A 25,023-nucleotide genomic window follows, 5' to 3' on the forward strand; every position below is an offset into this window, starting at 1 on the left:
GGAGGAGGATGTCCTCGCGCGACGACGAGAAGCGCCCCGATCCCGACGCGCTCCTCGAGCGCGTGCAGGCCGAGGAGCGCGAGGTCACGCGCGCGAAGCTGCGCGTCTGGCTCGGGGCGTCGCCCGGCGTCGGCAAGACGTTCTCGATGCTCGAGAGCGCGCAGGCGCTGCGGCGCGAGGGTGTCGACGTCGTGGTCGGCGTCGTCGAGACCCACGGGCGCGCCGAGACCGGCGCGTTGCTCGCGAACCTCGAGCAGCTCCCGCGCAAGCGCGTGCCCTACCGCGGTCGCACCCTCGAGGAGCTCGATCTCGACGCCGCGCTCGCGCGCAAGCCGCGGATCGTGCTGCTCGACGAGCTCGCGCACACCAACGTGACGGGATCGCGCCACGCGAAGCGCTGGCAGGACGCGATCGAGCTGCTCGACGCGGGCATCGACGTGCACACCACGGTGAACGTGCAGCACGTCGAGAGCCTCAACGACGTGATCGCGCAGATCACCCACGTGCGGGTGCGGGAGACCGTGCCCGACGTGGTGATCGAGCGCGCCGACGAGATCGAGCTCGTCGACGTGCCGCCCGAGGTGGTCCTCGCGCGGCTCGCAGAGGGCAAGGTGTACGTGCCCGAGCAGGCGCAGCGCGCCGCGGCGTCGTTCTTCAAGGAGGGCAACCTGCACGCGCTGCGCGAGCTCGCGCTGCGCGTCACCGCCGAGCGTGTCGACGCGGACGTGCAGGCGTGGCGCAGGCAGCACGGCATCGAGACCACGTGGCCGACGCGCGAGCGGATCCTCGTGTGCGTCGGGCCGAGCCCGGCGTCGGCGAAGCTGGTGCGCAGCGCGCGTCGCATGGCGAGCGCGATCCGCGCGCCGTGGCTCGCGGTGTACGTCGAGAAGCCGAGCGGCACGACGATGCCCGACGACGATCGAGCGCGTCTGCAGTCGCACCTGCGCCTCGCCGAGTCGCTCGGCGGCGAGGTCGTGGTGCTCTCCGCCGAGCGCCCCGCGCCCGCGATCCTCGAGCTCGCGCGCCGCCGCAACGTGACGCGGATCGTCGCGGGCAAGCCCACGCACCCGCGGTGGCGCGACCTGGTGTACGGCTCGATGCTCGACGAGATCGTCCGCGGCAGCGGCGACATCGACGTGCACGTGATCACGGGCGATCGACGCCCCACGAGCAGCCCGCCGCCCAAGCACGATCGCCCGCGCCCGCCCTCGCCTCTCACGTGGGCGCGAGGCGCGCTCCCGATCCTCGCGGCCGCCGGCATCGCGACGCTGGTGCGCGAGCGGGTCGACCTCGCCGACGTCGCGATGCTCTTCCTCGTCGCGATCGCGGTCACTGCGGCGTTCCTCGGCCGCGCGGCGTCGCTCGTCGCGTCGATCGTCGCGGTCGCGGTGTTCGACTTCTTCTTCGTGCCGCCGTTCTTCACGTTCGCGGTGACCGACTTCCGGCACGTGCTGACGTTCGCGGTCATGCTCTGCGCAGGCGTCGTGATCAGCGGACTGACCGAGCGAATCCGGCAGCAGTCCAGCGCAGCGCGAGAGCGAGAGCGCCGCACCGCCGCGCTCTACGCGCTCACGAAGTCGCTCGCGACCGCGCGCGACGTGCGCGCCGTCGCCGCCGCCGCGGCCGATCAGATGCGCGAGGTGTTCGAGAGCGAGGCGGCGCTGCTCGTCGCCGAGCCGTCGGGACAGCTGCTCGCGCCCGCGCCGAGCCCCGTCGATCTCGCGGAGAGCGAGCGCACCGTCGCGCGCTGGGCGCTGGAGCACGGGCGCCCCGCCGGACGCGGCATGGACACGTTGCCGGGCGCGCGGGTGCTCGCGATGCCGCTGCTCGCCGAAGGACGCGCGGTGGGCGTGCTCGCGATCCGCCCGAGCCCCGAGGACCGCTTCGAGGACTCGTCGCAGCGTCATCTCCTCCAGGCGTTCGTCTCGCAGATCGCGCTCGCGCTCGAGCGCGCGCAGCTCGAGGACGAAGCGCGTCGCGCGGAGCTCCGCGCGCAGACGGAGACGATGCGCAGCGCGCTGCTCTCCACCGTCTCGCACGACCTGCGCACGCCGATCGCGGCGATCCTCGGAGGGTCGACCGCGCTGCTCGACACGAGCCTGAAGATCGCGCCCGAGGAACGGACCGCGCTGCTCGCGCAGATCCGCGACGAGGCCGCGCGGCTCGGGCGTCTGGTGTCGAACCTCCTGACGATGACGCGCGTCGAGTCGGGCGCCCTCGACCTTCGCAGCGAGTGGGTGCCCCTCGAGGAGATCATCGGCGCCGCGCTCTCGCGCGTGGAGCGGAGGCTCGAAGGGCGCGAGCTCGCGATCGACGTCGACCCCGAGGCGATGGCGCGCATCGACTCGGTGCTCGTCGAGCAGGTCGTGATCAACCTGCTCGACAACGTCGCGAACCACACACCGCCGGGCACGCCGGTGTCGATCCGCGTCGCGCGACGGCCGGGCGCGGTGGTGATGGAGATCGCGGATCACGGGCCGGGCCTGCCGCCGGGGAGCGAGGCGCGGATGTTCGAGATGTTCGTGCGCGGGACGCCGGGACGCGGTGGTGGCGTCGGGCTCGGCCTCGCGATCTGCCGCGGCATCGTGCAGGCGCACGGGGGCACGATCACCGCGGAGAACCGTCCTGGTGGCGGCGCGCTCTTCCGGGTGACGCTGCCGGTCGAAGGAGAGCCGCCCCGCGTGATCGACGAGGACGTCGAGCGAGTGGAGAGCGCACCGTGAGCGAGGCACGCACCCGCGTGTTGGTGGTCGAGGACGAGCCCTCGATGCGGCGCTTCCTGCGCGCGACGCTGACGAGCCACGGCTACGAGGCGCTCGAGGCGGAGACCGCCGCCGCGGGGATGCGCATGGCCACGCAGCACAACCCGGAGATCATCCTGCTCGATCTCGGGCTGCCGGATCGCGATGGCCTCGATCTCACGCGCGAGCTGCGCGAGTGGTCGCGCGCGCCGATCATCGTGCTCTCCGCGCGCGGCCGCGAGGACGACAAGGTCGAGGCGCTCGACGCGGGCGCGGACGACTACCTCACGAAGCCGTTCGGGACCAACGAGCTCCTCGCGCGCCTGCGCGTCGCGGAGCGACATGCGGCACGGAGCGCGGCCGATCCCTCGGGGACGACGCTGCGCGTGGGCCCGCTGAAGATCGACCTGCCGCGCCACGAGGTGCGGGTGCGCGGCGAGCTCGTGCGGCTCACGCCGATCGAGTACCGCCTCCTCGTCGTGCTCGCGAAGAACCCCGGGCGCGTGCTGACGCACCGTCAGATCCTCGTCGAGGTGTGGGGACCGAACGCGGCGTCGCAGACGAACTATCTGCGCGTGTTCATGAGCCACCTGCGGCGCAAGCTCGAGAACGAGCCCGCGAACCCGAAGCTCCTGCTCAACGAGCCCGGCGTCGGGTACCGCATGGCGGACCTCGATCCCGAGGAGTGAGTCGTTGCCGGAGTGCTCGTCCCGCAGGTCCCGGACGGGAGGGACCCGCGGGCGAGCCGATTTTTCGACGGTCGTTGAGTCACGACGGGCGGCGCGCGCTGTGGCGCGCCCAGCGCACCAGGTCGCGCAGCTCTTCGGAGAGCATCGGCTTCATCGCGAAGCGCTCGATCAACGTCGAGTCGGTGTCGTCTGGAGGTCGACCCGAGAAGAGCACACGGAGCGCGCGTGGCGCGCGCTCGCGCGCGAATGCGAGAACGTCACGCCCGTCGCCGTCGGCGACCAGCGTCGCGTCGCAGACGAGCAGATCGAAGTCGCCCGCCTCGATGAGCGCCTTCGCGACATCGGCGCTCACAGCGGTGGTCACCGCACACCCCGTCTCCTCGAGCACGCGACCGAGCAACGATGCCAAGGTCACGTTGTCGTCGACGAGGAGCACGCGGAGCGTCCCGCGATCGTCGGTTGGGAGCATTCGTTCGAGGATAGGCCCGCGCTCCTGGGTCACAACGGTGGGGCGTCGAGTGCGTACGTGCCGTTCCCACACGCTGCGCAGTCGTGGCAGCCTCGGAACGACATGGGCGGCGAATCCGCGAGCACCTTCTACGTCGCGACCGAAGACGGCGCCTCGCTCGCAGAGACGCTCTGCGCGCTGCTCGCCGAAGAGCGCCACGCGAGCCAGGCCGGTCGCGGGCAGATCGGTTGGTGGCGGCGCGGCGCGCCGGGTTGGACCGTGATGGAGACCTTCCCGCCCGAGCTCCTCCTCGAGCGCGCGATCGGCGCGCGCGAGCCGCGCATCGCATCGCTCGCCCGCCGCCTCGGACACGACGTCGTGTACCTCGCGATCCACGAGGGCGCCGACGTCCTCCTCGTCGAAGCGCGCGCCGACGGACGCTGGGCCGCGACGGGCGCTGGAGATCTCTCGGAGCGCGATCCTCAGGGCCTCGATCGCGAAGATCCCCGCGCCGGTCGCGACGGCGCGATCCCGCGCTTCGTGCTGCTCGACGCCGGCGACGACCTGCGCGCCGCGATCGCGAAGGGACGCGGCGCGATCCGCGCGCTCGCGAAGCTGCTCGGCGGAGCGGGCGCGCCGATGCCCACCGAAGCCGGCCGCAGCGCGAATGGCACCGCGATCACGTTCTCGTCCGCGCGCAACGCGGGCGCGAGGGTGCGTCACGCGAAGTACGGCGAGGGCACGATCGTCGACGAGATCGGCGGCGACCCGCCCAAGCTCGACGTGCAGTTCGACGACGGGCGTCGCACCGTGCTCCTCGCGCGCTTCGTCGAGCGGCTCACACCGTGATGACCGACTTCCCGCGCGCGTGGCCCTCGCCCTGACGGCGCAGCGCCTCGGCGACGTCGCTCAGCGGATATCGACGCTCGATCACCGGAGTGACCTCTCCGGCCTCGATCAGCGTCCGCAGATACGCGAGATCCGCGGCGTTCGGACTCGACGCCAGCACGCGCACCCGATCGCGCCACACCAGCGACGCGAAGAATGCCTTCAGCGACCATCCGAGTCGCCCGACCGACGAGACGTAGGTGCCAGTCGGGCTCAGCACACGGCGGCAATCGGACAGCGGTGCACTGCCCACCAGATCGAGGATCGCGTCGTAGCGCACCGACGTCCGCGTGAAGTCGTCGCGCCCGTAGTCGACGACGTGATCGGCGCCGATCGAGCGCACCATGTCGGCGCTCCCACCGCTGCAGACCGCGGTGATCTCGGCCCCGAGCGACTTCGCGATCTGCACCGCGAACGTGCCCACACCGCCCGACGCACCGTTGATCAGCACGTGGTGACCGGGACGGATGCGCGCCGCATCACGCAGCCCCTGCAGCGCGGTCATCGCCGCGACCGGGACCGCCGCGGCCTGCTCGAACGTCAGGTTCGCGGGCTTGATCGCGATGCGATCCTGGTGCGCGCACACCTGCTCGGCGTACGCGCTCGCGATCTCTCCGAACACCTCGTCGCCGGGGCGGAAACGCGTGACGTTCCTGCCCACCGACTGCACCCGTCCCGCGACGTCCATCCCCAGCACTCGCCCCTTCGGGCGCACGAGCCCCGAGACCAGACGCACCGGGTAGGGCCGGCCGGTCAGGAAGATCCAGTCCGCGGGGTTCACCGACGACGCGTGCACGCGGATCGACACCTCGTCGTCGCCCGGCGTCGGCTCATCGATCTCGCGCAGCGCGATCACGTCGGGCGTTCCGTACTCGTCACGAACGATGGCTCTCATCATCACGAGGCCCAGCGTGGGAGTCGTGGTCGAGCCCGACCACTCACGATTTCGTGCGCGCGTTGTGCAACGATGCACAGCGTGGAGTGGGACGACCTCCGATACGTGCTCGCCATCGCGCGCGACGGAACGTTGAGCCGCGCCGCAGCGCGCCTCGGTGTGAGCCACACGACGGTCGCCCGCCGCGTGCGCGCGATCGAGCAGACGCTCGGAGTCCGGCTCTTCGATCAGACGCCCGACGGATTCGTGGCCACCGCCGCGGGGCGCGACGTCGCGTCGGTCGCGGAGCGCATGGAGAGCGACGTGCTCTCGCTCGAAGGTCGAGTCCTCGGCCGCGACGAGCGCCTCCAGGGCACGCTGCGCCTCGCGACGATGGACATCCTGTTCCGTCGCTACCAAGGCGCGCTCTCGTCGTTCATGACGCGTTATCCGAGCGTCGAGCTGACGGTCGTGGTGAGCGACCGCGAGGTCTCGCTCGCGCGACGCGAAGCGGACGTCGCGATCCGCATGACGAGCGCGCCGCCCGAGCACCTCGTCGGCCGTCGCATCGGGCGCGTCGAGTTCGCGGTCTACGGCAGCAAGGCGCTCGTCGAGCACATGGGGCCCGACGCGACCTACGCCGAGTATCCGTGGATCCACTGGGACGAGCGCCTCGACATGCGCTGGCTCGACGGGTGGCTCGCGGCGCACGCGCCCGGCGCGCGCATCGCGATGCGCGTCGACGCGAGCTCGATGGTGATGCGCCAGGCGATCGCCGCGGGGATCGGCGTGCACTTCCTCGCCACGTTCGACGGCGACTCCGATCCCGCGCTGCGCCGCATCGGTCCGGTCGCGCCCGGCTTCGAGCGCGACGTGTGGCTGCTGACGCTCCCCGATCTACGCAGCACGAGCCGCGTGCGCGCGTTCATGGATCACGTCGCGCGCGATCAGCCCGAGAGCACGTAGCGCCCGTTCGCGAGCACCTGGACGTCGTCGATCCACACGCTCGCGCGCCGCTGCAGCAGCTGCACGACGCGCGTGCCGTTCCACTTCGCGCCGGTCAGCTCGGGCGCGCTGTAGCCGAGGATCATGTGGAAGCCGCGCAGCTTCACGTCCTGGCAGGACACGCCGATCGGCGCGACGACACCGGTGTTGATGCCGAACGTCACCTGTCCGACGCGACGGCCTTCCTGACCCGAGTCGAGGTGCTCGAGCAGCACGCGCGCCGCGTCGTCCGCGCCCTCCGCGCCGACGAGGCGACCCTTCGCGAAGCGCAGCTGCAGGCGCTGCGTGGCCACGCGACCGAGATCCGATCCATCGGTGAGCCACACGCCGCCGTCGGGCACGAACACGCCCTCGACGCTCGCGGGCGACGTGATCACCTCGCCCGCCGGGAGGTTCGTCCAGCCCGGCCCCTCGAGGATCCCGTGCTCGCAGTGCCAGCGATTGCCGGGATCGGTCTCGACGACGAGCGAGGTGCCCGAGGGGCTGGTCACGCGGATCGTGCTCGACGGACGCACGCGCTCGATCAGCTGCCGGCCGAGCCCCGACATCTCGCGCGGATCGGTGGTGAGCGACTGGCGGATGACCGCGTCGGTGAGCCCGATCATGTGCGCGTGGCGGCGCTTGCCCTTCATCGTGACCATCGCGCGCCGCACGCCGATGTCGGCGCCGTACGACGCGAGGAACGCCGACGCGTCGCAGCGCGCGAGCACGGGCACGATGCGCGCCTCGTCGCTCGACTGCCCCGTCAGCTCGAACGTCTCGACGTTCGCGCCGATCGCGCGGGCCGCCGCTGCCACCGCGCTCGCGAGCTCGGCGAGCTCGCGTCCGAACACCACCAGGAACCTCTCGCCGACGGCGATGCGCAGGCACTCGTTGACGGTGAGCTGCGCCGCGACGCCCATGTCGGACGGCGAGCTCTCACCCTCGTTCTCACGGCTCACGTGGGATCGACCTCCGCGCGCACGACGGCATCGCTCGTCCGTGCGCAGCCCGCAGGGTAACGGTCCCCGGCGGCGCGTCCAAGCAGTTGGAAACGCCACGACGGGCCGACGCGCGCCTCGTCGGCCGCTCGGCACGAAGGCGGGATCTGCGATTTCGCGAGGCCTGCCACGGACGATGAAACGATCCGTCGCGCTGCGGGCACGCAGCCTCGCGAGCCCCGTCGAGGGCTCGGGAGGAGCCTCATGCCCACATCTCGCTCTGCGTGCGCCGTCGCCCTGCTGATCCTCGCGACGACGGGCTGCCACACCTACTACGGCTGCGAAGAGGACGACGACGAACACGAGCGCCCGCCGGTCACGCGTCGCGACGGGGGGCCGCCCGACGCGCACGTGGACGAGAGCGACGCCGGCACGACCACGTGCATCGTCGACGGAGACTGCGCGCCCGGCCGCGCCTGCAGCGGCGGAGTCTGTGTGCCCGGCGATCGCTGCGAGTCGGACGCCGACTGCGATGCCGGGCTCGTCTGCGATCACCGTGGGACCTGCGCGCCCCCGAGCGGATGCCGCGCCGACACCGATTGCACGAGCGGCGAAGTCTGCGTGGAGGGTGCCTGTCGTCCGATCGACGACACCTGCGCGAACGATCTCGAGTGCGGCCCCGATCACGGCTGCATCGACAACGCTTGTCGACCGCGATGCACCGACGACTCCGAGTGCGACGCGGGATTCGCGTGCACGAATCAGCTGTGCCTGCCGGTCGACGAGTGCGAGACCAGCGCGAGCTGTCCCGACGGTGAGCACTGCATCGACGCGCGCTGCGTGCCGCCGTGCGCCGACGACAGCGCGTGCCCCGAAGGACAGCTGTGCACCGCGGGGTGGTGCCGCCCCGACGTCTCGCCCCGTCCGTTCTGCACCAGCGACGCCGATTGCGCGCCCGGTCATCCCTGCGTCGACGGCCTCTGCCGCACCACGTGCGAGTCGGGCACCGACGAGGAGTGCCAGCGCGCCGACGTGCACCTCGTGCAGTGCGCGACGACGCGCACCGGTCTCCACCTCTGCCTGACGCACCGCGAGGCGAGCCCGGAGTGCGTCACGCGCTCCGACTGTGATCCCGGCGAGGCCTGCGTCGACGCGACCTGTCGCTGACGACGTCCGCAGCTCGCGAGCCCTTCGCGGAGTCCTCTCTCCGGGCGACCACTGCCTCGTGGCATTGGGCCGTAGATACCAGCGCTCATGTTGGGCGCGGTGCGGGGGAGCATTTGCCTTGGACTCTGGTCGGTCGTGCTCGCGAGCTGCGTGCTACCGCCGATCGACCTCACGGACCGCTCGTGTCCGTGCATCGATGGATGGATCTGCGACACGGCGCGCAATCGATGCGTGCCGCTCGACGCGTTCGGCGACGCCGGCGTGACGAGCCCGGATCCCTGCAACGGGCGCGACGACGACGAAGACGGGCGCACGGACGAAGGACCCGACGCGTGTGGCACACCACCCGGCGCGATCGTGTCGTGCGTCGGCGCGACGTGCGTCCTCTCGTGCGCCGTGGGCTTCGCCGACTGCAACGGGATCGTCGCGGACGGATGCGAGGCGTCGCTGATCGCCGCGACGAGCTGCGGCGCGTGCGCGGTGCGCTGCGAGGACCCACTGCCGTTCTGCGTCGAGGACGACGCCGGACGCTTCCACTGCAGCGATCAGTGCGCGTCCGATCGCACGCTCTGCGGATCGAGCTGCGTCGATCTCGCCACCAGCGCGTCGCACTGCGGAGGATGTGATCAGGCCTGCGAGCTGCGTCCCGGCGTCGCGAGCTCGTGCGTCGACGGAGCGTGCACCTACGCGTGCCAGCCCGACCGCGCCGACTGCGACTCCGACGCTTCGACCTGCGAGACCGAGATCGACACCGTCGATGCCTGCGGGGCCTGCGACACGCCGTGCGCGACCGAGCACAACGCCGCGACCTGCGTCGATGGCGCCTGCACGATCGGCCCGTGTGAGAGCGGCTGGGGTCACTGCGGCCCCGATTCGCACACCGGATGCGAGACGAGCCTGCACACGACGACGGACTGCGGTGCGTGCGGCGTGGAGTGCGACCTCCAGCACGCGACGGAGTCGTGCGAGACCGGCATCTGCACGATGGGCGTGTGCGATCCCGGCTGGGCCGATTGCAGCGACGAGCCCGGATGCGAGACGGATCTCTCGAGCACCTCGAGCTGCGGCGGGTGCGGCGTGACGTGCGACGTGAGCGAGAGCTGCGCGAGCGTGGGCTGCGCTGCGCCCGAGGACGTGATCGAGCTCGTCGCAGGCGACGACTTCGCGTGCGCGCGGCTCACCGACGGCCGCGTGTCGTGCTGGGGCGCCGACGACTGCGGCCAGCTCGGCAACGGCAGCGCGGGCCCGAGCAACATGGCCGTGCTCGTCGCGGGCGTCACCGATGCGATCGACCTCGCGGCGGGCGCACACCACGCGTGCGCGGTGCGCCGCGGCGGACAGGTGGTGTGCTGGGGCGAGAACGCATACCGCCAGCTCGGCAACGCCGGACCGGGCAGTGATCAGCCGGCGCCCGTCACCGTGCGCAACCTCGGCGACGCGGTGCAGGTCGCAGCGGGCGACGATCACACGTGCGCGCGTCGCGCCGGCGGTCGCATCGCGTGCTGGGGGCGCAACGACGACGGTCAGCTCGGCAACGGCTCGATCGGCGGCGATCGCTCGTCCCCCGGTGACGTGGAGGGCGTCACCGATGCGCGCGAGCTCGCCGCGGGCGGCGCGCACACCTGTGCGGTCCTGCAGAGCGGGAGCATCACGTGCTGGGGCGAGAACGCGCGCGGTCAGCTCGGCGACGGAACGACGATGCGGCGTCCCTCCGCGAGCGCCGTCGCGGGCATCACCGACGCACGGATGATCGCGCTCGGCGCAGAGAGCTCGTGCGCGCTGCGCGCCGACGCGACCGTGTGGTGCTGGGGCGCGAACTCGAGCCAACAGCTCGGCGACGGGACCACCACCGATCGCACCGCGCCGACGCTCGTGAGGGACGTGCCGAGCGCGCGCGCGATCGCGTGCGGCGACCAGCACGCCTGTCTGGTCACGACGGGCTCGACCGTGACGTGCTGGGGCGCCAACGCGAGCGGGCAGCTCGGCGATGGAACCATCTCCGGCGGCGCGCCGCGCGCGACCGGAACGCTCCTCGACGCAGTCGCGATCGCGGCCGGGCGATCCCACACCTGCGCGGTGCGCGACGAGGGCTCGGCGAAGTGCTGGGGCAGCGGCGCGGACGGTCGGCTCGGCGATGGAAGCGGGGCCGATCAGGTCCTGCCGGTCGCGGTGCTCGGGCTGCCGTGACCGACGCGACGCGACGAGCTCACTCCGGCGTCGTCGGCGCGACGACGCGCCGGGGGCGCGGCGCGAGCTGCAGCAGCAGGCGCTGGCTCTCGTCGGGCACCAGCGTCTGTCGCACCGGCGTGTGGCCGCGGAGCTCGAGGGAGAGATCGATCGGCGTCGTGCCTCGAGGGACCTCGAGGGCGAGCGGCGTCTCGCCGCGCGCCTCGCCCGCGAGCCGCACGGTCGCGCCCGCGGGCATCGACTCGATGCGCACGCGGACGGTCACCGGCGCGGGCGGAGGCTCGACGATCGGAGCCGGTGTCGGCTCGGGCGCAGGAGCACGCGCCGCGAGCGGTGGGGCCGCGATCTCGGCATCCGGCGGCGTCGACCGGGCCGCGCGCCACGCGGACATCGAGAGCGCTCCGAGCGTGATCGCTGCCAGCCCCGCGACGACGACGAGCTGACGAGGTCGTGAGGGGCCGCGGATCGCCTCGGCGATCGGCTCGACCGCCACGTCGATCTCGATCGGCATCGTCGGTGCCTCGGAGCGCGATCGGCGCTCCTCCCGATCGCCGCGATCGACGCGCCCGTTCGTCCGGCGCGCGCGGCGGAGCAAGGCATCGACCTCGGCGAGGCGCGGCGCGAGCACGCGCTTCGTCAGCCGCGAGAGCGTCTCGCGCGGATCGAGGCGCGGATCGAGCGCGGGCATCTGCTCTCGCAGCGCGCTGCGCATCTCCCCCGCGGTCGCGAGACGCTCGCTCCGATCGCGCGCGAGCGCGCGCATGCAGATCTCGTCGAGCGCGGCTGGGATCCCGCGCGTGGGCGCCAGCGCGGAAGGGCGCGGCACCGGGTCCGACAGGATCGCCATCAACATGTCGCGGTCGCTGGTGCGCGCGAAGAGGCGCCGCCCGGTGAGGAGCTCGTGCAGCACCACGCCGGCGGCGAACACGTCGGTGCGCCGGTCGAGCGGCTCTCCGCTGAACTGCTCGGGGGCCATGTACGCGAACTTGCCCTTCACCACGCCGCTCTTCGTGCGCGCGATGCGATCGGCGAAGCGCGCGATCCCGAAGTCGATCAGCTTCACCTCGCCCTCGAACGTGACGAACACGTTCTGCGGCGAGACGTCGCGATGGATCACGTGCAGCGGCTTGCCGTCGTCGTCGGCGAGCTCGTGCGCGGCGTGCAGCCCGGCGCAGATCTCCGCCGCGACGTGCACGGCGAGCGCGAGATCGATCTCGACCTTGTGCGCGCGCACCGCGCGCATCAGCGCGAGCAGGTTGTCGCCGCGCAGGTACTCCATGACGAGATAGAGCTCGTCGCCTTCGGACGCGAGCTCCTGCACCGCCACGACGTTGGGGTGACGCAGCCCGAGCATGATGCGCGCCTCGTCGAGCAGCGCGCCGCGGAGCTCGGGCTCCGCGACCAGCTCGGGCAGCATGCGCTTGAGCACCACGAGGCGCTCCAGCCCCGCGAGCCCCGCGCGGCGCGCGAGGAGGATCTCCGACATGCCCCCCGCGGCGAGCCGCGCGAGCACACGATAGGGACCGACTTCGTCCAGGAGACCCGTCGTCGGAAGCGCGAGGCTCGCCACGGGCGGGGACATAGACGGTCGGCGCGGCGCACCAAGCTCCCCGATCGGGTTCGCCCGCGAGGCACCGCTCACCGAGCAGCGGTCGCCGACTCGACCCCGGGGGCGAGCTGCTGGAGATCGAGCTCCTCCATGTCGAGCTCCTGCTCGATGCGCTGGAACGCGGCGTCGCCGATCGTGCCGTCGGCGCGCAGCTCGATCAGTCGGTGACGCTCGGCGGTGATCGCCGAGCGCACGATCGCCATGTCGCAGTCGAGCCGGCGATCCCCCCTGGTGATGGCACCGCTCTCTTCGTGCACACCCGCGAGCTCCACCTCGGCGCGTCGCAGCAGCACTTCGTAGCGGCGTCGCAACAGCGCCGCCATCTCGTCGTCGGCGTGCTCGGCCGTCGCCGCCATCGCGGCGCGCAGCGTCTCGACCCGCGCGAGCCGCACCTCTCGATCGACGGAACCGTCGTCCCGAAGCCGCAGCGCGCTCATCAGCGGCCGCAGCGTCAGCCCCTGCACCACGAGGGTCGTGAGCACGACCGCGAACGCGCTGAAGAGGACCAGATCGCGAAACGGGAACGCGGGCCCTCCGGTCTCGCCGGTCGGGAGCGCGAGCGCCGCTGCGAGCGTCACGACCCCTCGCATGCCGCACCACCCGATCACCGCCGCCGCGCCCTTCGAGAGCGCGACGGTGTCGCGATGTCGCCATCGACTCCAGGCCGCCGCGCCCGTCACCCACCCGATGCGCGCGAGGATCGTCGCGACGCACACCGCGGTCGCGATGCCTCCGTACTCGACGAGCGTGCGCGCATCGAGACGCTCGACGAGCCCCTTGAGCTGGAACCCGACGAGCGTGAACGCGAGCACGTTCAGCACGAACACCGCGAGATCCCACACCGCATACGAGGGGACGCGGATGCGCGCCGGCGTCACGTCCGCGGCGTGTCGCGCGGCCGTCATCGCGAACGCGACGACGGTGAGGATGCCGGAGAGATGGAGTCGCTCCGCCAGGATCCACACCGCGAACGTCGCGCAGAACTGGAAGACGACCACGATCGCGACGTCGTGGATCCGCGGTAAGAACGCGATGACGGCGCGCGCGAGGACGAAGCCGAGCACGACGCTGCCCACCGTCGCCGCGAGGAGCAGCGGAACCGTGCCCTCCGGCGAGAACGTCCCCGCGAGGGTCACGCCCACCGCGAGCCGATAGATCAGCAGCGCGCTCACGTCGTTGAACAGACTCTCGCCCTCGAGGATCACGAGGAGTCGATACGGCGGATTCAGCTGCTTCAGCACTGCAGTCGCCGCTGCGGCGTCGGGCGGCGCGACGATCGCGCCGAGCGCGATCGCGACCGGCCACGGCATCTCGGGCACGAGCCAGCGCACGACGCACGCGACGACGACGATCGTCAGCACGACCGCGCCCACCGCGAGACCGGACACCGCGCGCCAGTTCGCGCGGAGATCGCGCGGCGAGGCGTCGAACGCCGCATCGAGCAGCACCGGCGCGACGAAGAGCGCGAGCGTGAGCTCGGGATCGAGCACGAGCGTCGGTGTTCCGGGGACGAGCGCCACACCCGCACCGGCGAGCGCGACCATGGCGGGGTACGGCGCCCCGATGCGTCTCGACACGGCGGTGAGCGCGGCGCCTGCGAGCAGGAACGCGATGATGAACTCGAAGACTTCCATGCTCGTCGAGCCCGCGACTCCGTCCGTCGGCCACATGCGTCCGACGTGAGCGCGTATTGCGTGCGGCGACGCGCCTCACTGCTGGTCACGGTCGTCGCTCGGTGTCGAGCGCCTATGTCCGCGAAGGGAGCAAACCCTGACGGAAAGGAGCGAACGATGGCGCGACCGACCGAGATCGCCGGGCAGGTGATCGGCAAGCTCAAGGGCGCGAAGCAGGCGTTGACCGGCGGAGCGGGGATCTTCGAGCGCCTCTCGACCGAGCACGGCGAGATCTCGACGCTGATCCGGCGTGTGGCCGCCAGCACGGACGACTCGAACGTACGCAAGGAGCTCTACGGCCGCATCCGGACCGAGCTCGCCGCGCACGCGCGGGCGGAGGAGAAGGAGGTCTATTCGACGTTCCGCGGAATTCCCGACATCGCCGGCAAGATGGACGACTCCGCCGACGAGCATCATCGGATCGAGCGGTATCTCGATCAGCTGGACGTGCTGCCGATCGACGGCGATCGGTGGAGCGACGTCTTCCGCGAGATGATGATGCTCGTGCAGCACCACGTCATCGAGGAGGAGCAGCAGATCTTCCCGGCTGCGAAGAAGGCGCTCTCGAAGGAGCAGTCCTTCGCGCTCGAGCAGCGTTATCTGGAGTCGAAGGCGAAGGAGCTCGACTCGTTCACCTGATGGTCGCCAGTCGAGCGCGACCGCCGAGCGGGCCCGTGCTCGCTCGGCGGTCGTTTCGTTCGTGGGACTCACTGGAGCTCGGGCAGTCGCCACGCGAAGTCGCGGCGCAGCGTTCGTGCTGCGGTCAGCGCGGCGCGACCCAGGATGCCGGCATAGGTCGGGAACGAGAACGGCAGTCGCGCGAGATCGTCCACCGTCATCCCCGCGCTGATCGCGATCGCCGCGAGCTGCACGATGTCGACGGCGCGATCTCCGACGACGTGACAGCCGACGATGCGCGAGGTCGTGCGGTCGACGATCAGCTTGCAGAAGCCCGACGCACGACCGTCGATGATGGCGCGCGTGCCGCAGTCCAGTCGGATCACGGTGACGAGCGCGTCGAGCTCGGCGCGCGCGCGTGCTTCGCCGAGGCCGACCTGCGCGTACTCGGGATCGGTGAAGCTGCCGATCGGGCTCACGTGCTTCGTCAGCGGCAGCACCGCGCCGCGGACCGCGTTCGTGCCGGCGACGTAGCCCTCTTCCAGCGCCTGCGGGACCACCATGAGATGACCGGTGACGTCGCCCGCCGCGAGCACGTGCGGCGCGGTGGTCCGGAGATGCTCGTCGACCCGCACGTGGCCGCGCTCGTCGGTCGCGACGCCGGCGACGGCGAGATCGAGCTCGGCGGTGTTCGCCACCCACCCTACTGCGACCACCGCGAGCGCTGCCTCGGCGGTGGCTCGATCTCCGTCCTTCGACACGATCATTCGCACGCCGTGCGCCGTCTTCTCGAACGCTTCGATCGCTCCGAAGTCGGTTCGCACGATCATCCCCGCGTCGCGGAACGCCGTCGTCACTTCTGCCGAGACGTCTTCGTCCTCCGTCGGCAAGATGCGCGGGCCGGCCTGGAACAGCTGCACGCGCGTGCCGAACGCGTGGAAGATCGACGCGACCTGCACGCCCGTCGCGCCCGCGCCGATCACCAGCATCGAAGGCGGCACCGACGTCAGCGCCCACGCGTCGCTGTGCGTCGCCGTCAGCTCGGCGCCGGGCACCGAGAGCCGCCGGCTCGCGCCGCCGGTGCAGAGGACGATCGACTCGCCGTCGAGGCGCAGCCCGCTCGCGGTCTCGATCGTGTGCGGTGCGACGAAGCGCGCGGCCCCGGTGTTCTCGAGGATCGAGACGCCCGCGGACTCGCACTGTCCGCGCAGCGCGGATTGCCGGCCCACGTGATCGACGACCTCGCGGACCCGCTCGAGCAAGCGCGGATAGTCGACCACGGGCTCACCGGCGGAGATGCCATATCGCGAGAGCTGTCGCGCCTCGCGCACGAGGCGCGCCGCGTGGGCCAGCGTCCGCACCGGCACCGGACCGTCGTTGGCGGCCATCCCGCCGAAGCGCTCGCGCGCGACGAGCGCAGTGCGCGCTCCGAGATCCGCGGCCCGCAGCGCGGCGACCACGCCCGCAGGCCCCGCTCCGATCACGACGACGTCGAATTCACTCTGCATCTCTCCCTCACGATCACGGGAGCTCGGACAACCAGCGCAATGCGCTCAGGCTCGGCAGGAAGCAGTACTCCCCGCCTCTCGTGACGACGAAGCGCGGCAATCCGTCGAGCCGTCGCGGGATGGGCTTTCGGGGAATCGAGAATCGACCCTCTCCGTCCGCCGATCCCGTCACCGGGTCTCTCGCGTCGCCGAGCCCGATGAACTCGCCGCCGTTGATCCACTCGGATTGCACGAACTCGAATTGCCGCCCCAGGTGCGCGCCGACGAACGCGAAGATGAGACCGCGATCCGCGCCGTCGTCCTCCATCACACCCTCGGGGAGCATCGGCCCGTACGCCGTTCCGCGGCGGATCATGCGATGAAGCCGGGCCACCCCCGCGACCTGCGCGTCGCGCGGGTTGCAGCGCCGGATGTGAGAGCCGATCGGCGTGCGATATCCGGTGGGATCGTCGGCGCGATAGAGGAACGCATTGTTGCGACCACGGTCCGCGCCGAGCGCGGGATCGTCGTGGAACGGACAGAGCGCGAGCGGCGCGCCGCTGCGCCAACGACCCATCATCTTCGCGGCGAGGAGCTCTTCGTCCTCGGGGCTCGTCGCGCGCGATCGCAGGTACTGGCGGAACGCGGCGACCCGCTGGTGCAGCTTGCGGAAGACGACGTACGTGCCGTTGCGACCGAGCACGTCGGGCGAAGGCATCGGCGGGAACCCGCCGAGCTCGTCGCGATATCCCAGCACGAGCTCTCCTGCCTTCAGCGGGATCTCCTCGGGATTGCTCCCCGGGACGCCACTGCCCTCGATCGCCGGGTGACTGATGCCGTCGCGGAATCCGAACGGCTCTCTCTCGGTCGGCAGTGCGTGGCAGTCCTGGCGCCAGATCGATTCGACTCCGGGGAGCGCCCGGAGCGCGTCTCTCGCCCGCGCGATCGAGGGCTCGAGCAGCGCGCGATCGGGCGCGAGCGCGACCAGCACGACGTGCACGTCGGACGTCCCGAGCGGCTTCTCCCAGTGCGCCGGTGCGCTCTCTCCGGTGTCGCCCAGCGCTGCGGCGCGGCTCGCCATTCCCTGCTTGAGCTCCCACGCGAAGCTCTCGAGCGATGCGGGCGGCACGCCGAGCGCGCTCAGCCCGTGGAACGTGAGCGCCGCGTTCAGCCAGGTGTCCCCGAGCGCGCTCGTCGTGTGCGCGGCCGACGCGACTCGCTCGCTGAGGCGGCGCATCAATTCCCTGCCAGCACTGCGATCGATGATCTTCAGGAGGATGTACGTCGCAGCGTAGGGCGTGGGCCGAGGCCGCAGCGCACCACTCTGGATGTCGTCGAGCTCCAGCGACACGTCCGCGTCCACTCCCATGCTCCACTGATGCTTCTGTCCGGAACCGATCCTGGAACGAACATCCGGGCAGCAGCACTAGCTCATCGACGCCGTGGCGAGGTTCCTCCAGAAGCGCTCCAAGCTCTCGTCGCCTCCGAACAACGTGCTGAAGATCGTCGAGTCCGCGACGAGCACGTCCCCGGCGCGCCCGCCGCCCGGAGGCAGCCACACGAGCGCGTTGAACGCAGTGTTCCCCGCCGCGGTGAACGGGTGCGGCTTGGACGTGTCGATCGGCTGTCGTGCGAGCACCCGCGCCGAGCTCGACGGATCGGTGACGGCGTAGTGCGGAAGGTGCATGTGGAAGTTGAAATTCGTGACTCCCTCGAGCCAATGACGGGAGTCGAGATCGCGCGCGATCTCGAGCGGCGCGATCCGCGTCGTCCCCCGCTGCACTGCAGGCCGCAGCCCGTGCCGGTTCTCGACCGGAATCCCCAGGCCCTGCATCAGTGATCGCGTGTAGCGCCCGAAGCGCTGCTGTCGCGGCACCAGCGCATCACCGTGGTGCGCGTACTCCATCGCGCGCTCCTCCAGGTCGGGCGACGCGCCGACGTCGTGGTGGGGCCCGATCAGGAGGCACGTGCCCTCGCGCGCGAGGAACGATCGAGCGGCCTCGATCTCCTCGGACGACGCTTCCTGTCCGGTCACCATGTGGTCGAGCCCGAACACCAGCAGCGTGTCGACGTCGGAGAGCACGCGCTCGTCGAGCGGAAGACGGAAGCCCGCCTGATCGACGCGCTGGAACACCGGCACTCGGTGCCCGGTCGCCTCCTCGATCACGTTCTGGAATCGCACCCACGCCCAGAAGAAGAGCTCGAGCGATCCCGCGATGCCCTGCTGGAACATGCCGGGATCGGCGAAGCGCGGATCCTCGTACTGAGGCCAGAGCACGCGACGGACCTCGGTCATCGTGGAGAACCGATTGTCCATCTGCGTGACGTCGCGATTGGCCTCGCCCGGATAGCTCCACGCGATGTAGACGCTGACGCGCCGCCGGCCCGCGACGTACTTCCGCGGCGAGTGGCTCTGGTTGTACGTGCGCGCGGGCTCCCTCATGAGTCCCTCACTGCATCTGCTCGAGCATCCGCGAGAACGCGCTCTTCAGCTCCAGCGCCTTCTTGATCTCGTCGGTGCTGACGTACGGATATTCGCCGTACTCGAGGAAGCTCGGACACTGGTGCGCACGGACGAACTTCACGAACGCGTCGGGGTTCGTCTTCCAGTCGGAGGGGAAGCCCTCGAGGTTCTCGAACACCGTGTCGACGCCGGCCTTCTTGAAGAGCGCGACTGCGTCTTCGGTGTATTTGTCGAAGTCGGTGTCGAAGATGCCCTGGTACATGAACCGAGTGTCGTCGTCGAAGAGCACCCAGCGCAGGTAGTGCAGCTTGAGCGGCGCGAGCAGGCTCGGATCGCTCTCCAGCGCCTTCGCGAGCTTCGCTCCGTAGCCCCGGATCGCGTCCGCGCGTCCCGGCTTCACGTTCGCGATGATCGTGAATCCGTAGCAGGCCGGCGTCTTCGGCCAGATCGGGCCGTACTTGCCCTTCTCCCAGGACTCGTCGCTCTTCGGGATCGCCATCGCTGCCGGCTGCATCGGAGTCGTCCTTGCTGGTCCCGCGGACCGGTTGGGTGACTCCGACGGCAGCTGTGCCCGGTCCGAGATGGCGCAAGTTGCTGGGCGCGGGAACGAGGCTCGCACGCCAGAAATGGCCGGTGCGTCCGATGCGACATGCCACTTCGTCCGGCCTCGTCGTGGTGCTCGGCGCCGCGTCGTGCGCGCGTGCACGGGAGCTGCACCCCGCGGAGGCGAGCGCCGGCGCTCACTCGCAGCACCTCGCGAATCCGGTCCCGCGTGCCGCTCGGCCTGGGCGCGCAGGCGAAGTGGCACCCTCGCCGCACGTTCTCTGGTGCGGATGTCGCATCGCCCGCCGCCCGGGAGAGAGCGATGAAGGACGATTTCCGAGGCAAGATCGACATCGACATCCGCCGTTCCGAGCCCGACTGGCGCCCGTATCTGCCGCCCTCGGCGAAGCCCGGCGCACCCAACGTCCTCTACGTGGTGTGGGACGACACCGGCATCGGCGCGTGGGACATCTATGGCGGTCTCATCCGCATGCCGAACCTGCAGCGGATCGCGAAGTCCGGAATCCGATTCACCAACTGGCACACGACCGCGCTCTGCTCGCCGACGCGCTCCTGCCTGCTCACGGGGCGCAACGCGACGCGCAACAACATGGCCTGCATCACCGAAGGCGCGCAGGGATTTCCGGGCCTGAGCGGGGTAATTCCCCCGGAGAACGGGTTCCTCTCCGAGATCCTCGTCGAGCACGGATATTCGACGTTCTGTATCGGAAAGTGGCACCTGACTCCGTCGACCGAGGAGATGCTCGCCGCGAGCCGGCGCACGTGGCCGATCGGTCGCGGATTCGAGCGCTTCTACGGCTTCCTCGGCGGCGAGACGAATCAGTACTATCCCGATCTCGTGCTCGATCAGGGCCCGATCGATCCCCCGGCGACGCCCGAGGAGGGCTATCACCTCTCGTCGGATCTCTGCGATCGGGCGATCCAGCTCATCGCCGACACGAGCACCATCGCGCGCGACAAGCCGTGGCTCTGTTATCTGTCGTTCGGCGCGAACCATGCCCCGCACCAGGTGCCGAAGGAGTGGGTCGATCGGTACGCCGGCGTGTTCGACATGGGGTACGAGAAGTATCGCGAGCTCGTCCTCGCCAACATGAAGAAGCTCGGGATCGTCCCCCAGAATACCGAGCTCTCTCCGATCAACCCGTGGGCGGCGCCCGACGTCATCGCCGAGAACGATCTCGTGCGGCCCTGGGAGTCGCTGACCGAAGGCGAGAAGAAGCTGTTCTCCCGCATGGCCGAGACGTACGCCGCGTTCTCGACGTACACCGATCACCAGCTCGGCCGCGTCCTCGATTTCCTCGAATCGACGGGACAGCTCGAGAACACGATCGTCGTCGTGGTCTCCGACAACGGCGCCAGCGGCGAGGGCAGCCCCAACGGGTCGGTCAACGAGAACCGCTTCTTCAACGGATGGCCGGACTCGCTCGACGACAACCTGAAGGCGCTGGACCAGCTCGGCAGTCCTTCGACCTACAACCACTATCCGACGGGCTGGGCCTGGGCGTTCAACACGCCCTACAAGATGTTCAAGCGCTACTCGTTCGAGGGCGGCACCGCAGATCCGTTCGTGATCTCGTGGGCGAAGGGCATCGACCCGAAGAAGTACGGCGGCCAGCTGCGCGATCAGTACTGCCACGCAGTCGACGTGGTGCCGACGATCCTCGATCTCGTGGGCATCGAGCCGCCTCGCGCCATCAAGGGTGCGACCCAGAGCCGCATCGACGGCCTCAGCCTCGTCCCCGCGATCCGCGACGCGAAATCGGCCTCGCCGCGCACCACGCAGATGTACTCGATGCTCGGCACGCGCGCGCTCTATCACGACGGATGGAAGGTCGTCGCGAAGCACGGCGCGATCTCGGGGAAGGGCAAGTTCCTCGACGATGCGTGGGAGCTCTATCACGTCGCGTCGGATCGCTCGGAGCGCATCGACGTCGCGGAGAAGCACCCCGAGATGCTCCGGGCGCTGGTCGCGCTGTGGTACGCCGAGGCCGGGCTCAACCACGCGCTGCCGCTCGACGATCGCACGGCCGCCGAGATCCTCGGTATCGAGCGCCCCTCGATCGCGAAGGTCTCGAACCGCGCCGTCTACTACCCGGGCATGAGCGAAGTGCCCGAGGAGGTCGCGATCCGACTGCGCAATCGCTCGTTCGTGATCGGCGCGTCGCTCCGCGACGTCACGAAGGGCTGCGAAGGCGTGATCGTCTCGCAGGGATCGCGCTTCGGCGGACACACGCTCTTCGTGCAGAACGGGAAGCTCGTCTATCTCTACAACTTCCTCGGCATCGAGCAGTTCCGGTTCGAGTCGAGCGATCCGTTCCCGACCGGGCGCGTGACCATCGGAGTGAAGTTCGACAAGACCGGCGAGAATCCGAAGTACGTCGCGAACGGGAACCTGGAGCTCCGGATCAACAAGAAGGTCGTCGCCAAGGGCACGATGCGCACCCAGCCGGGCGCGTTCTCGCTCACCGGTGAGGGCCTCAACGTGGGCAAGGATCGCGGCGACCCCGTGAGCTCGTCGTACCGCTCGCCGTTCACGTTCCGCAACGGGATCATCGAATTCGTCGCGTTCGACACCTCGGGAGAGCCCGAGCGTGATCTCGAGCGCGACTTCGCCGCGATGCTCTCGCGCGACTGAGGCTCGGCATGTCCGCGGCGACCATCCCTGCCAGCGATCTCGTGAGGCGTCGGAGCGAGGTGCCGCGCACGGCGTTCCATCTCCTCGCGAAGCCCACCGGCGCCATCTGCAACCTCGACTGCTCGTATTGTTTCTTCCTCTCGAAGGAGCGGCTCTATCCGGAGAGCTCGTTCCGGATGAGCGACGAGCTGCTCGACGCATATCTCACGCAGTATCTCGAGTCGCAGTGGGGCCCCGAGATCACGGTCGCGTGGCAGGGCGGCGAGCCGACGATCATGGGGCTCGACTTCTTCCGGCGCGCGGTCGCGATGGCGGAGGCGAAGAAGCGCCCGGGGACGCGCCTCGCACATACCCTCCAGACCAACGGCACGCTGCTCGACGAGGCGTGGTGCGATTTCCTGCGCGAGCATCGCTTCCTCGTCGGGCTCTCGCTCGATGGGCCGCGCGCGCTGCACGATGCCTGTCGCGTCGACAAGGGCGGTCACCCGACGTTCGACAAGGTCATGCGCGCGCTGCGGCTCCTCCAAGCTCACGAGGTGGAGATCAACGTGCTCACGACGGTGCACGCCGCGAACGCCGATCATCCGCTCGAGGTCTATCGGTTCCTCCGGGACGACGCACGGGCGCGCTACATGCAGCTGATCCCGATCGTCGAGCGCGACAACGACACCGGCTTCCAGGAGGGCACCGAGCTGACGTCGCGCTCGGTCGGCGCCGACCAGTACGGACGCTTCCTCACCGCGATCTTCGACGAGTGGGTGCGGCGCGACGTCGGCACGGTCTTCGTCCAGCAATTCGACGTCGCGCTCGCGTCGTGGGCCGGAGAGCCGCACGGGCTCTGCGTGCACTCGGAGACGTGCGGGGCCGCGCTCGCGCTCGAGCACAACGGCGATCTCTATTCGTGTGATCACTTCGTCGAGCCGGCGCACCGACTCGGGAACATCCGCGACCGCCACATGAGCGTGCTCGCGAGCTCCGAGCGACAGCGCGACTTCGGGCGTGCGAAGCGAGACTCCCTCCCTCGCGCCTGCCGCGAGTGCGAATATCGATTCGCGTGCCACGGCGGCTGTCCGAAGGATCGCGTCGCGCGCGCGTCCGACGGAGAGCCCGGCCTCAATCACCTCTGCGCCGGATATCTGCGCTTCTTCCGGCACATCGATCCCACGATGCGCCGCATGGTCCAGCTGCTGCGGAGCGGGGACGCGCCCGCACGCGTCATGTTCGAGCGCGCGGGCCGCAACGACCCGTGCCCCTGCCGCAGCGGCAAGAAGCACAAGCACTGTCACGGTCGCTGAGCGTCTACATGCCCATCGGGCCGGGCTCGTGCTCGACCGTGAGCGACTCGCCGATCGCGGGAGGCGCGATGCGCCGCAGCGCGCCGTCGCGCCAGACGATCAGGCAGACGCGCTCGTCGTCGAGCGATCGATCGAGCGCGACCTCGAAGCTCGCCGGGCCTTCGGGATCCATCTCGAGCACGCGCACCGTCATCTCCTCGGCGACGACGGTGTCGCCCTCGTGCAGCGCGTGCTCCTGGCTCCGGAAGACCTGCTCGAAGACGTTCTCGCGACGCGGCCGCACCAGCGATGCGATCGTCATCGTGCGCTCGTTCGTGCGCTCCACGCGGAGATCGTGGGGCGCGGGGGCGAGCACGCGGAAGCGCGCGCCCGGGCCGATCGCCTCGGGCGAGTAATAGGCGATGCTCGGCGCCGCGTAGACCGAGAGCACTCCGTCGGCGCCGTTGATCAGATAGACGAGGCCCGAGCTCGAGCATCCGCCCGAGTCGCCCTCGGTCGCGAGCCGTCGCTCGGCCTCCGCGATCTCGGCGAACGCGAAGGGCGCCGTCACGCGCAGCAGCGCCCCGAGCCCGATGTGCGCGATCGCGATCACGATCGCGAGCCCGGCGAGCGCGTGCCGCACGACGCCGATGCGCGCGCGCGAGGCGCGCCATGCGACGGTGATCGCCGCGCCCACCATCGCCGACGCGCCGAAGAGCCCCATCGGCAGCATGCGCGGTCCGATCAGGCCCGCGACCATCGGCACCAGCGACACCACGCACGCGACGAAGAGCCAGCGCAGTCGTCGATACGACTCGGTGTCGCCGCCGCGTCGCACGACCGCGAGCAGCCAGAGGCTGCCGCCGATCGACACCACACCCCACGACACCAGGATCACGCGGGAGATCGGATTGGTGACGTACCCGAACGTCGAGAGCGCGCCGATCGCCTCGGCGAGCAGCGCAGGCACGCGCGCCGACGCCGCGATGGCGAACGAGAGCAGCTCGCGGAACGGCGAGACGTAGGTGCCGCTGTGGTGCGCGCCGTAGCCCGCGAGCACGTAGAACACGACGTACGCGCCGCACACGATCGACGTCGGCAGCGCGGCGCGAGCGCGATCGCGCAGCGAGCCCGTCGCGACCATCGCTTCGTACGAGAGCAGGTAGATCGCCGCGGCGAGCCCGGTCTCGCTCGCGAGCAGCGAGAGCGAGAGCGCCGCCGGCGCGCCGATCGCCGCGAGCGGAGCGCGGTCCTCGCGCCACCGGAGGTGCAGCACGAGCGCGAGCCCGCCGAGCGCGGCCGAGACCAACGTGTGGCGCGACGCGGGCCACGCGAGCGTCATCACGTGCGCGCCCGCGAGCGCGTAGACGAGCGACGCGATCACCGCGGTGCGCGCCTCGAAGCACCGGCGCATCAGGGCGGCGGCGGTCGCGAAGAGCAGCACGCCCCAGAGCAGCGAGTGCAGGTGCGAGGGAAACGCGGCACGCCCGAAGAGCGCGTGATCGATCGCGAGCAGCGCGCTCGAGAGCGGGCGGAAGAAGCGCAGCGAGAGCTGGGGATCGGTCCACCAGTGCAGCCAGCCGCGCGCGATCATCTCGCGGTTCGCGGCGTCGCCGTGGGTGAACTCGTAGAGGCCCAGCGGGTCGTCGGGCAGGTCGAAGAGACCTTCGAGGACGAGCTGGTGCACGAGGTCGTCGTGCAGTGGGCCCACGAAGAGACAGGGGATCGACGCCAGCGCCCCGAGGGCCACGACGACGGCGAGAGCGCGCTTCGAGGCGCG

At 70.6% G+C, this 25,023-nt stretch carries 19 protein-coding genes; 9 read left to right on the forward strand and 10 right to left on the reverse strand.

Features of this window, described 5'->3' with window-relative positions; genetic code table 11:
• The first annotated feature begins 8 nt into the window (after positions 1 to 8).
• A complete protein-coding gene (locus I5071_RS23920) occupies positions 9 to 2,723 on the forward strand; it encodes a sensor histidine kinase (RefSeq protein WP_236515023.1) in 2,715 nt (904 codons plus the stop codon).
• Positions 2,720 to 3,430 carry a response regulator gene (locus tag I5071_RS23925; RefSeq protein WP_236515025.1) on the forward strand — a complete coding sequence of 237 codons (711 nt, stop codon included), beginning with the start codon at positions 2,720 to 2,722 and terminating at the stop codon, positions 3,428 to 3,430. Before I5071_RS23920 ends, I5071_RS23925 begins: the two co-directional genes overlap by 4 nt.
• A 79-nt stretch (positions 3,431 to 3,509) precedes the next feature.
• Here I5071_RS23925 and I5071_RS23930 read toward each other — a convergent pair whose 3' ends face one another.
• Positions 3,510 to 3,899 (reverse strand): response regulator, encoded by a 390-nt coding sequence (locus I5071_RS23930; RefSeq protein ID WP_236515027.1) that lies wholly within the window; start codon positions 3,897 to 3,899, stop codon positions 3,510 to 3,512.
• A 102-nt stretch (positions 3,900 to 4,001) separates the two neighbouring features.
• Here I5071_RS23930 and I5071_RS23935 point away from each other — a divergent pair, with 102 nt between their 5' ends.
• Positions 4,002 to 4,727: a hypothetical protein gene (locus I5071_RS23935; protein ID WP_236515029.1), complete on the forward strand. Its 726-nt coding sequence runs from the start codon at positions 4,002 to 4,004 to the stop codon at positions 4,725 to 4,727.
• Here I5071_RS23935 and I5071_RS23940 read toward each other — a convergent pair.
• A complete protein-coding gene (locus I5071_RS23940) occupies positions 4,717 to 5,664 on the reverse strand; it encodes an NAD(P)-dependent alcohol dehydrogenase (RefSeq protein WP_236515031.1) in 948 nt (315 codons plus the stop codon). The genes I5071_RS23935 and I5071_RS23940 overlap by 11 nt on opposite strands.
• 69 nt (positions 5,665 to 5,733) lie before the next feature.
• Here I5071_RS23940 and I5071_RS23945 point away from each other — a divergent pair, with 69 nt between their 5' ends.
• Positions 5,734 to 6,606: a LysR family transcriptional regulator gene (locus I5071_RS23945; protein ID WP_236515033.1), complete on the forward strand. Its 873-nt coding sequence runs from the start codon at positions 5,734 to 5,736 to the stop codon at positions 6,604 to 6,606.
• On the opposite strand, the gene I5071_RS23950 is transcribed toward I5071_RS23945, so the two are convergent.
• Positions 6,588 to 7,586, reverse strand: a complete 999-nt coding sequence (locus I5071_RS23950; RefSeq protein WP_236515035.1) for an aminopeptidase — start codon at positions 7,584 to 7,586, stop codon at positions 6,588 to 6,590. The genes I5071_RS23945 and I5071_RS23950 overlap by 19 nt on opposite strands.
• A 243-nt stretch (positions 7,587 to 7,829) precedes the next feature.
• Between I5071_RS23950 and I5071_RS23955 the strand changes: the two genes are divergently transcribed.
• Positions 7,830 to 8,732: a DUF7107 domain-containing protein gene (locus I5071_RS23955; protein WP_236515037.1), complete on the forward strand. Its 903-nt coding sequence runs from the start codon at positions 7,830 to 7,832 to the stop codon at positions 8,730 to 8,732.
• A 135-nt stretch (positions 8,733 to 8,867) separates the two neighbouring features.
• Positions 8,868 to 10,919: a hypothetical protein gene (locus I5071_RS23960; RefSeq protein WP_236515039.1), complete on the forward strand. Its 2,052-nt coding sequence runs from the start codon at positions 8,868 to 8,870 to the stop codon at positions 10,917 to 10,919.
• Positions 10,920 to 10,938: 19 nt separating this feature from the next.
• Here the strand turns inward: I5071_RS23960 and I5071_RS23965 are convergent, their stop codons facing one another.
• Both I5071_RS23965 and I5071_RS23970 read right to left on the reverse strand, forming a co-directional pair.
• Positions 10,939 to 12,489 (reverse strand): serine/threonine-protein kinase, encoded by a 1,551-nt coding sequence (locus I5071_RS23965; protein ID WP_236515041.1) that lies wholly within the window; start codon positions 12,487 to 12,489, stop codon positions 10,939 to 10,941.
• Positions 12,490 to 12,557: 68 nt separating this feature from the next.
• Positions 12,558 to 14,162: a Na+/H+ antiporter gene (locus I5071_RS23970; protein WP_236607671.1), complete on the reverse strand. Its 1,605-nt coding sequence runs from the start codon at positions 14,160 to 14,162 to the stop codon at positions 12,558 to 12,560.
• A gap of 156 nt (positions 14,163 to 14,318) precedes the next feature.
• Between I5071_RS23970 and I5071_RS23975 the strand changes: the two genes are divergently transcribed.
• On the forward strand, positions 14,319 to 14,840 hold the full coding sequence (locus I5071_RS23975) for a hemerythrin domain-containing protein (RefSeq protein WP_236515043.1): 522 nt from the start codon (positions 14,319 to 14,321) through the stop codon (positions 14,838 to 14,840).
• Between the two features lie 68 nt (positions 14,841 to 14,908).
• Here the strand turns inward: I5071_RS23975 and I5071_RS23980 are convergent, their stop codons facing one another.
• From I5071_RS23980 to I5071_RS23995, 4 genes are read right to left on the reverse strand one after another with little or no spacing between them, the layout of a single operon-like run.
• A complete protein-coding gene (locus I5071_RS23980; protein WP_236515045.1) occupies positions 14,909 to 16,327 on the reverse strand; it encodes a dihydrolipoyl dehydrogenase family protein in 1,419 nt (472 codons plus the stop codon).
• A gap of 13 nt (positions 16,328 to 16,340) precedes the next feature.
• On the reverse strand, positions 16,341 to 17,675 hold the full coding sequence (locus tag I5071_RS23985) for a Dyp-type peroxidase (RefSeq protein WP_236515046.1): 1,335 nt from the start codon (positions 17,673 to 17,675) through the stop codon (positions 16,341 to 16,343).
• Between the two features lie 57 nt (positions 17,676 to 17,732).
• A complete protein-coding gene (locus I5071_RS23990; RefSeq protein ID WP_236515048.1) occupies positions 17,733 to 18,749 on the reverse strand; it encodes a hypothetical protein in 1,017 nt (338 codons plus the stop codon).
• Positions 18,750 to 18,756: 7 nt separating this feature from the next.
• On the reverse strand, positions 18,757 to 19,284 hold the full coding sequence (locus tag I5071_RS23995; protein WP_236515050.1) for a hypothetical protein: 528 nt from the start codon (positions 19,282 to 19,284) through the stop codon (positions 18,757 to 18,759).
• A gap of 258 nt (positions 19,285 to 19,542) precedes the next feature.
• Here I5071_RS23995 and I5071_RS24000 point away from each other — a divergent pair, with 258 nt between their 5' ends.
• Entirely contained in the window at positions 19,543 to 21,969 is a 2,427-nt protein-coding gene (locus I5071_RS24000; protein ID WP_236515053.1) for an arylsulfatase, read from the forward strand.
• Positions 21,970 to 21,977: 8 nt separating this feature from the next.
• The gene (locus I5071_RS24005; RefSeq protein ID WP_236515055.1) at positions 21,978 to 23,264 is read left to right on the forward strand and encodes an anaerobic sulfatase maturase; all 1,287 of its coding nucleotides are present in this window, start codon (positions 21,978 to 21,980) and stop codon (positions 23,262 to 23,264) included.
• A 4-nt stretch (positions 23,265 to 23,268) separates the two neighbouring features.
• Here I5071_RS24005 and I5071_RS24010 read toward each other — a convergent pair whose 3' ends face one another.
• On the reverse strand, positions 23,269 to 24,993 hold the full coding sequence (locus tag I5071_RS24010) for a hypothetical protein (RefSeq protein ID WP_236515057.1): 1,725 nt from the start codon (positions 24,991 to 24,993) through the stop codon (positions 23,269 to 23,271).
• Positions 24,994 to 25,023: the final 30 nt, after the last annotated feature.

The sequence above is a fragment of the Sandaracinus amylolyticus genome (assembly GCF_021631985.1).
In the GTDB taxonomy this organism is placed as follows: Bacteria; Myxococcota_A; Polyangia; order Polyangiales; family Sandaracinaceae; genus Sandaracinus; species Sandaracinus amylolyticus_A.

Bases quoted from the DNA above. Each gene is read 5' to 3' on its own strand.
- I5071_RS23945 (WP_236515033.1), top strand. From the start codon at position 5,734: ATGCACAGCGTGGAGTGGGACGACCTCCGATACGTGCTCGCCATCGCG.
- I5071_RS23940 (WP_236515031.1), bottom strand. From the start codon at position 5,664: ATGATGAGAGCCATCGTTCGTGACGAGTACGGAACGCCCGACGTGATC.
- I5071_RS23970 (WP_236607671.1), bottom strand. From the start codon at position 14,162: ATGGAAGTCTTCGAGTTCATCATCGCGTTCCTGCTCGCAGGCGCCGCG.
- I5071_RS23995 (WP_236515050.1), bottom strand. From the start codon at position 19,284: ATGCAGCCGGCAGCGATGGCGATCCCGAAGAGCGACGAGTCCTGGGAG.
- I5071_RS23935 (WP_236515029.1), top strand. From the start codon at position 4,002: ATGGGCGGCGAATCCGCGAGCACCTTCTACGTCGCGACCGAAGACGGC.
- I5071_RS23930 (WP_236515027.1), bottom strand. From the start codon at position 3,899: ATGCTCCCAACCGACGATCGCGGGACGCTCCGCGTGCTCCTCGTCGAC.
- I5071_RS23955 (WP_236515037.1), top strand. From the start codon at position 7,830: ATGCCCACATCTCGCTCTGCGTGCGCCGTCGCCCTGCTGATCCTCGCG.
- I5071_RS23975 (WP_236515043.1), top strand. From the start codon at position 14,319: ATGGCGCGACCGACCGAGATCGCCGGGCAGGTGATCGGCAAGCTCAAG.
- I5071_RS24005 (WP_236515055.1), top strand. From the start codon at position 21,978: ATGTCCGCGGCGACCATCCCTGCCAGCGATCTCGTGAGGCGTCGGAGC.
- I5071_RS23920 (WP_236515023.1), top strand. From the start codon at position 9: ATGTCCTCGCGCGACGACGAGAAGCGCCCCGATCCCGACGCGCTCCTC.
- I5071_RS23980 (WP_236515045.1), bottom strand. From the start codon at position 16,327: ATGCAGAGTGAATTCGACGTCGTCGTGATCGGAGCGGGGCCTGCGGGC.
- I5071_RS23990 (WP_236515048.1), bottom strand. From the start codon at position 18,749: ATGAGGGAGCCCGCGCGCACGTACAACCAGAGCCACTCGCCGCGGAAG.
- I5071_RS23985 (WP_236515046.1), bottom strand. From the start codon at position 17,675: ATGGGAGTGGACGCGGACGTGTCGCTGGAGCTCGACGACATCCAGAGT.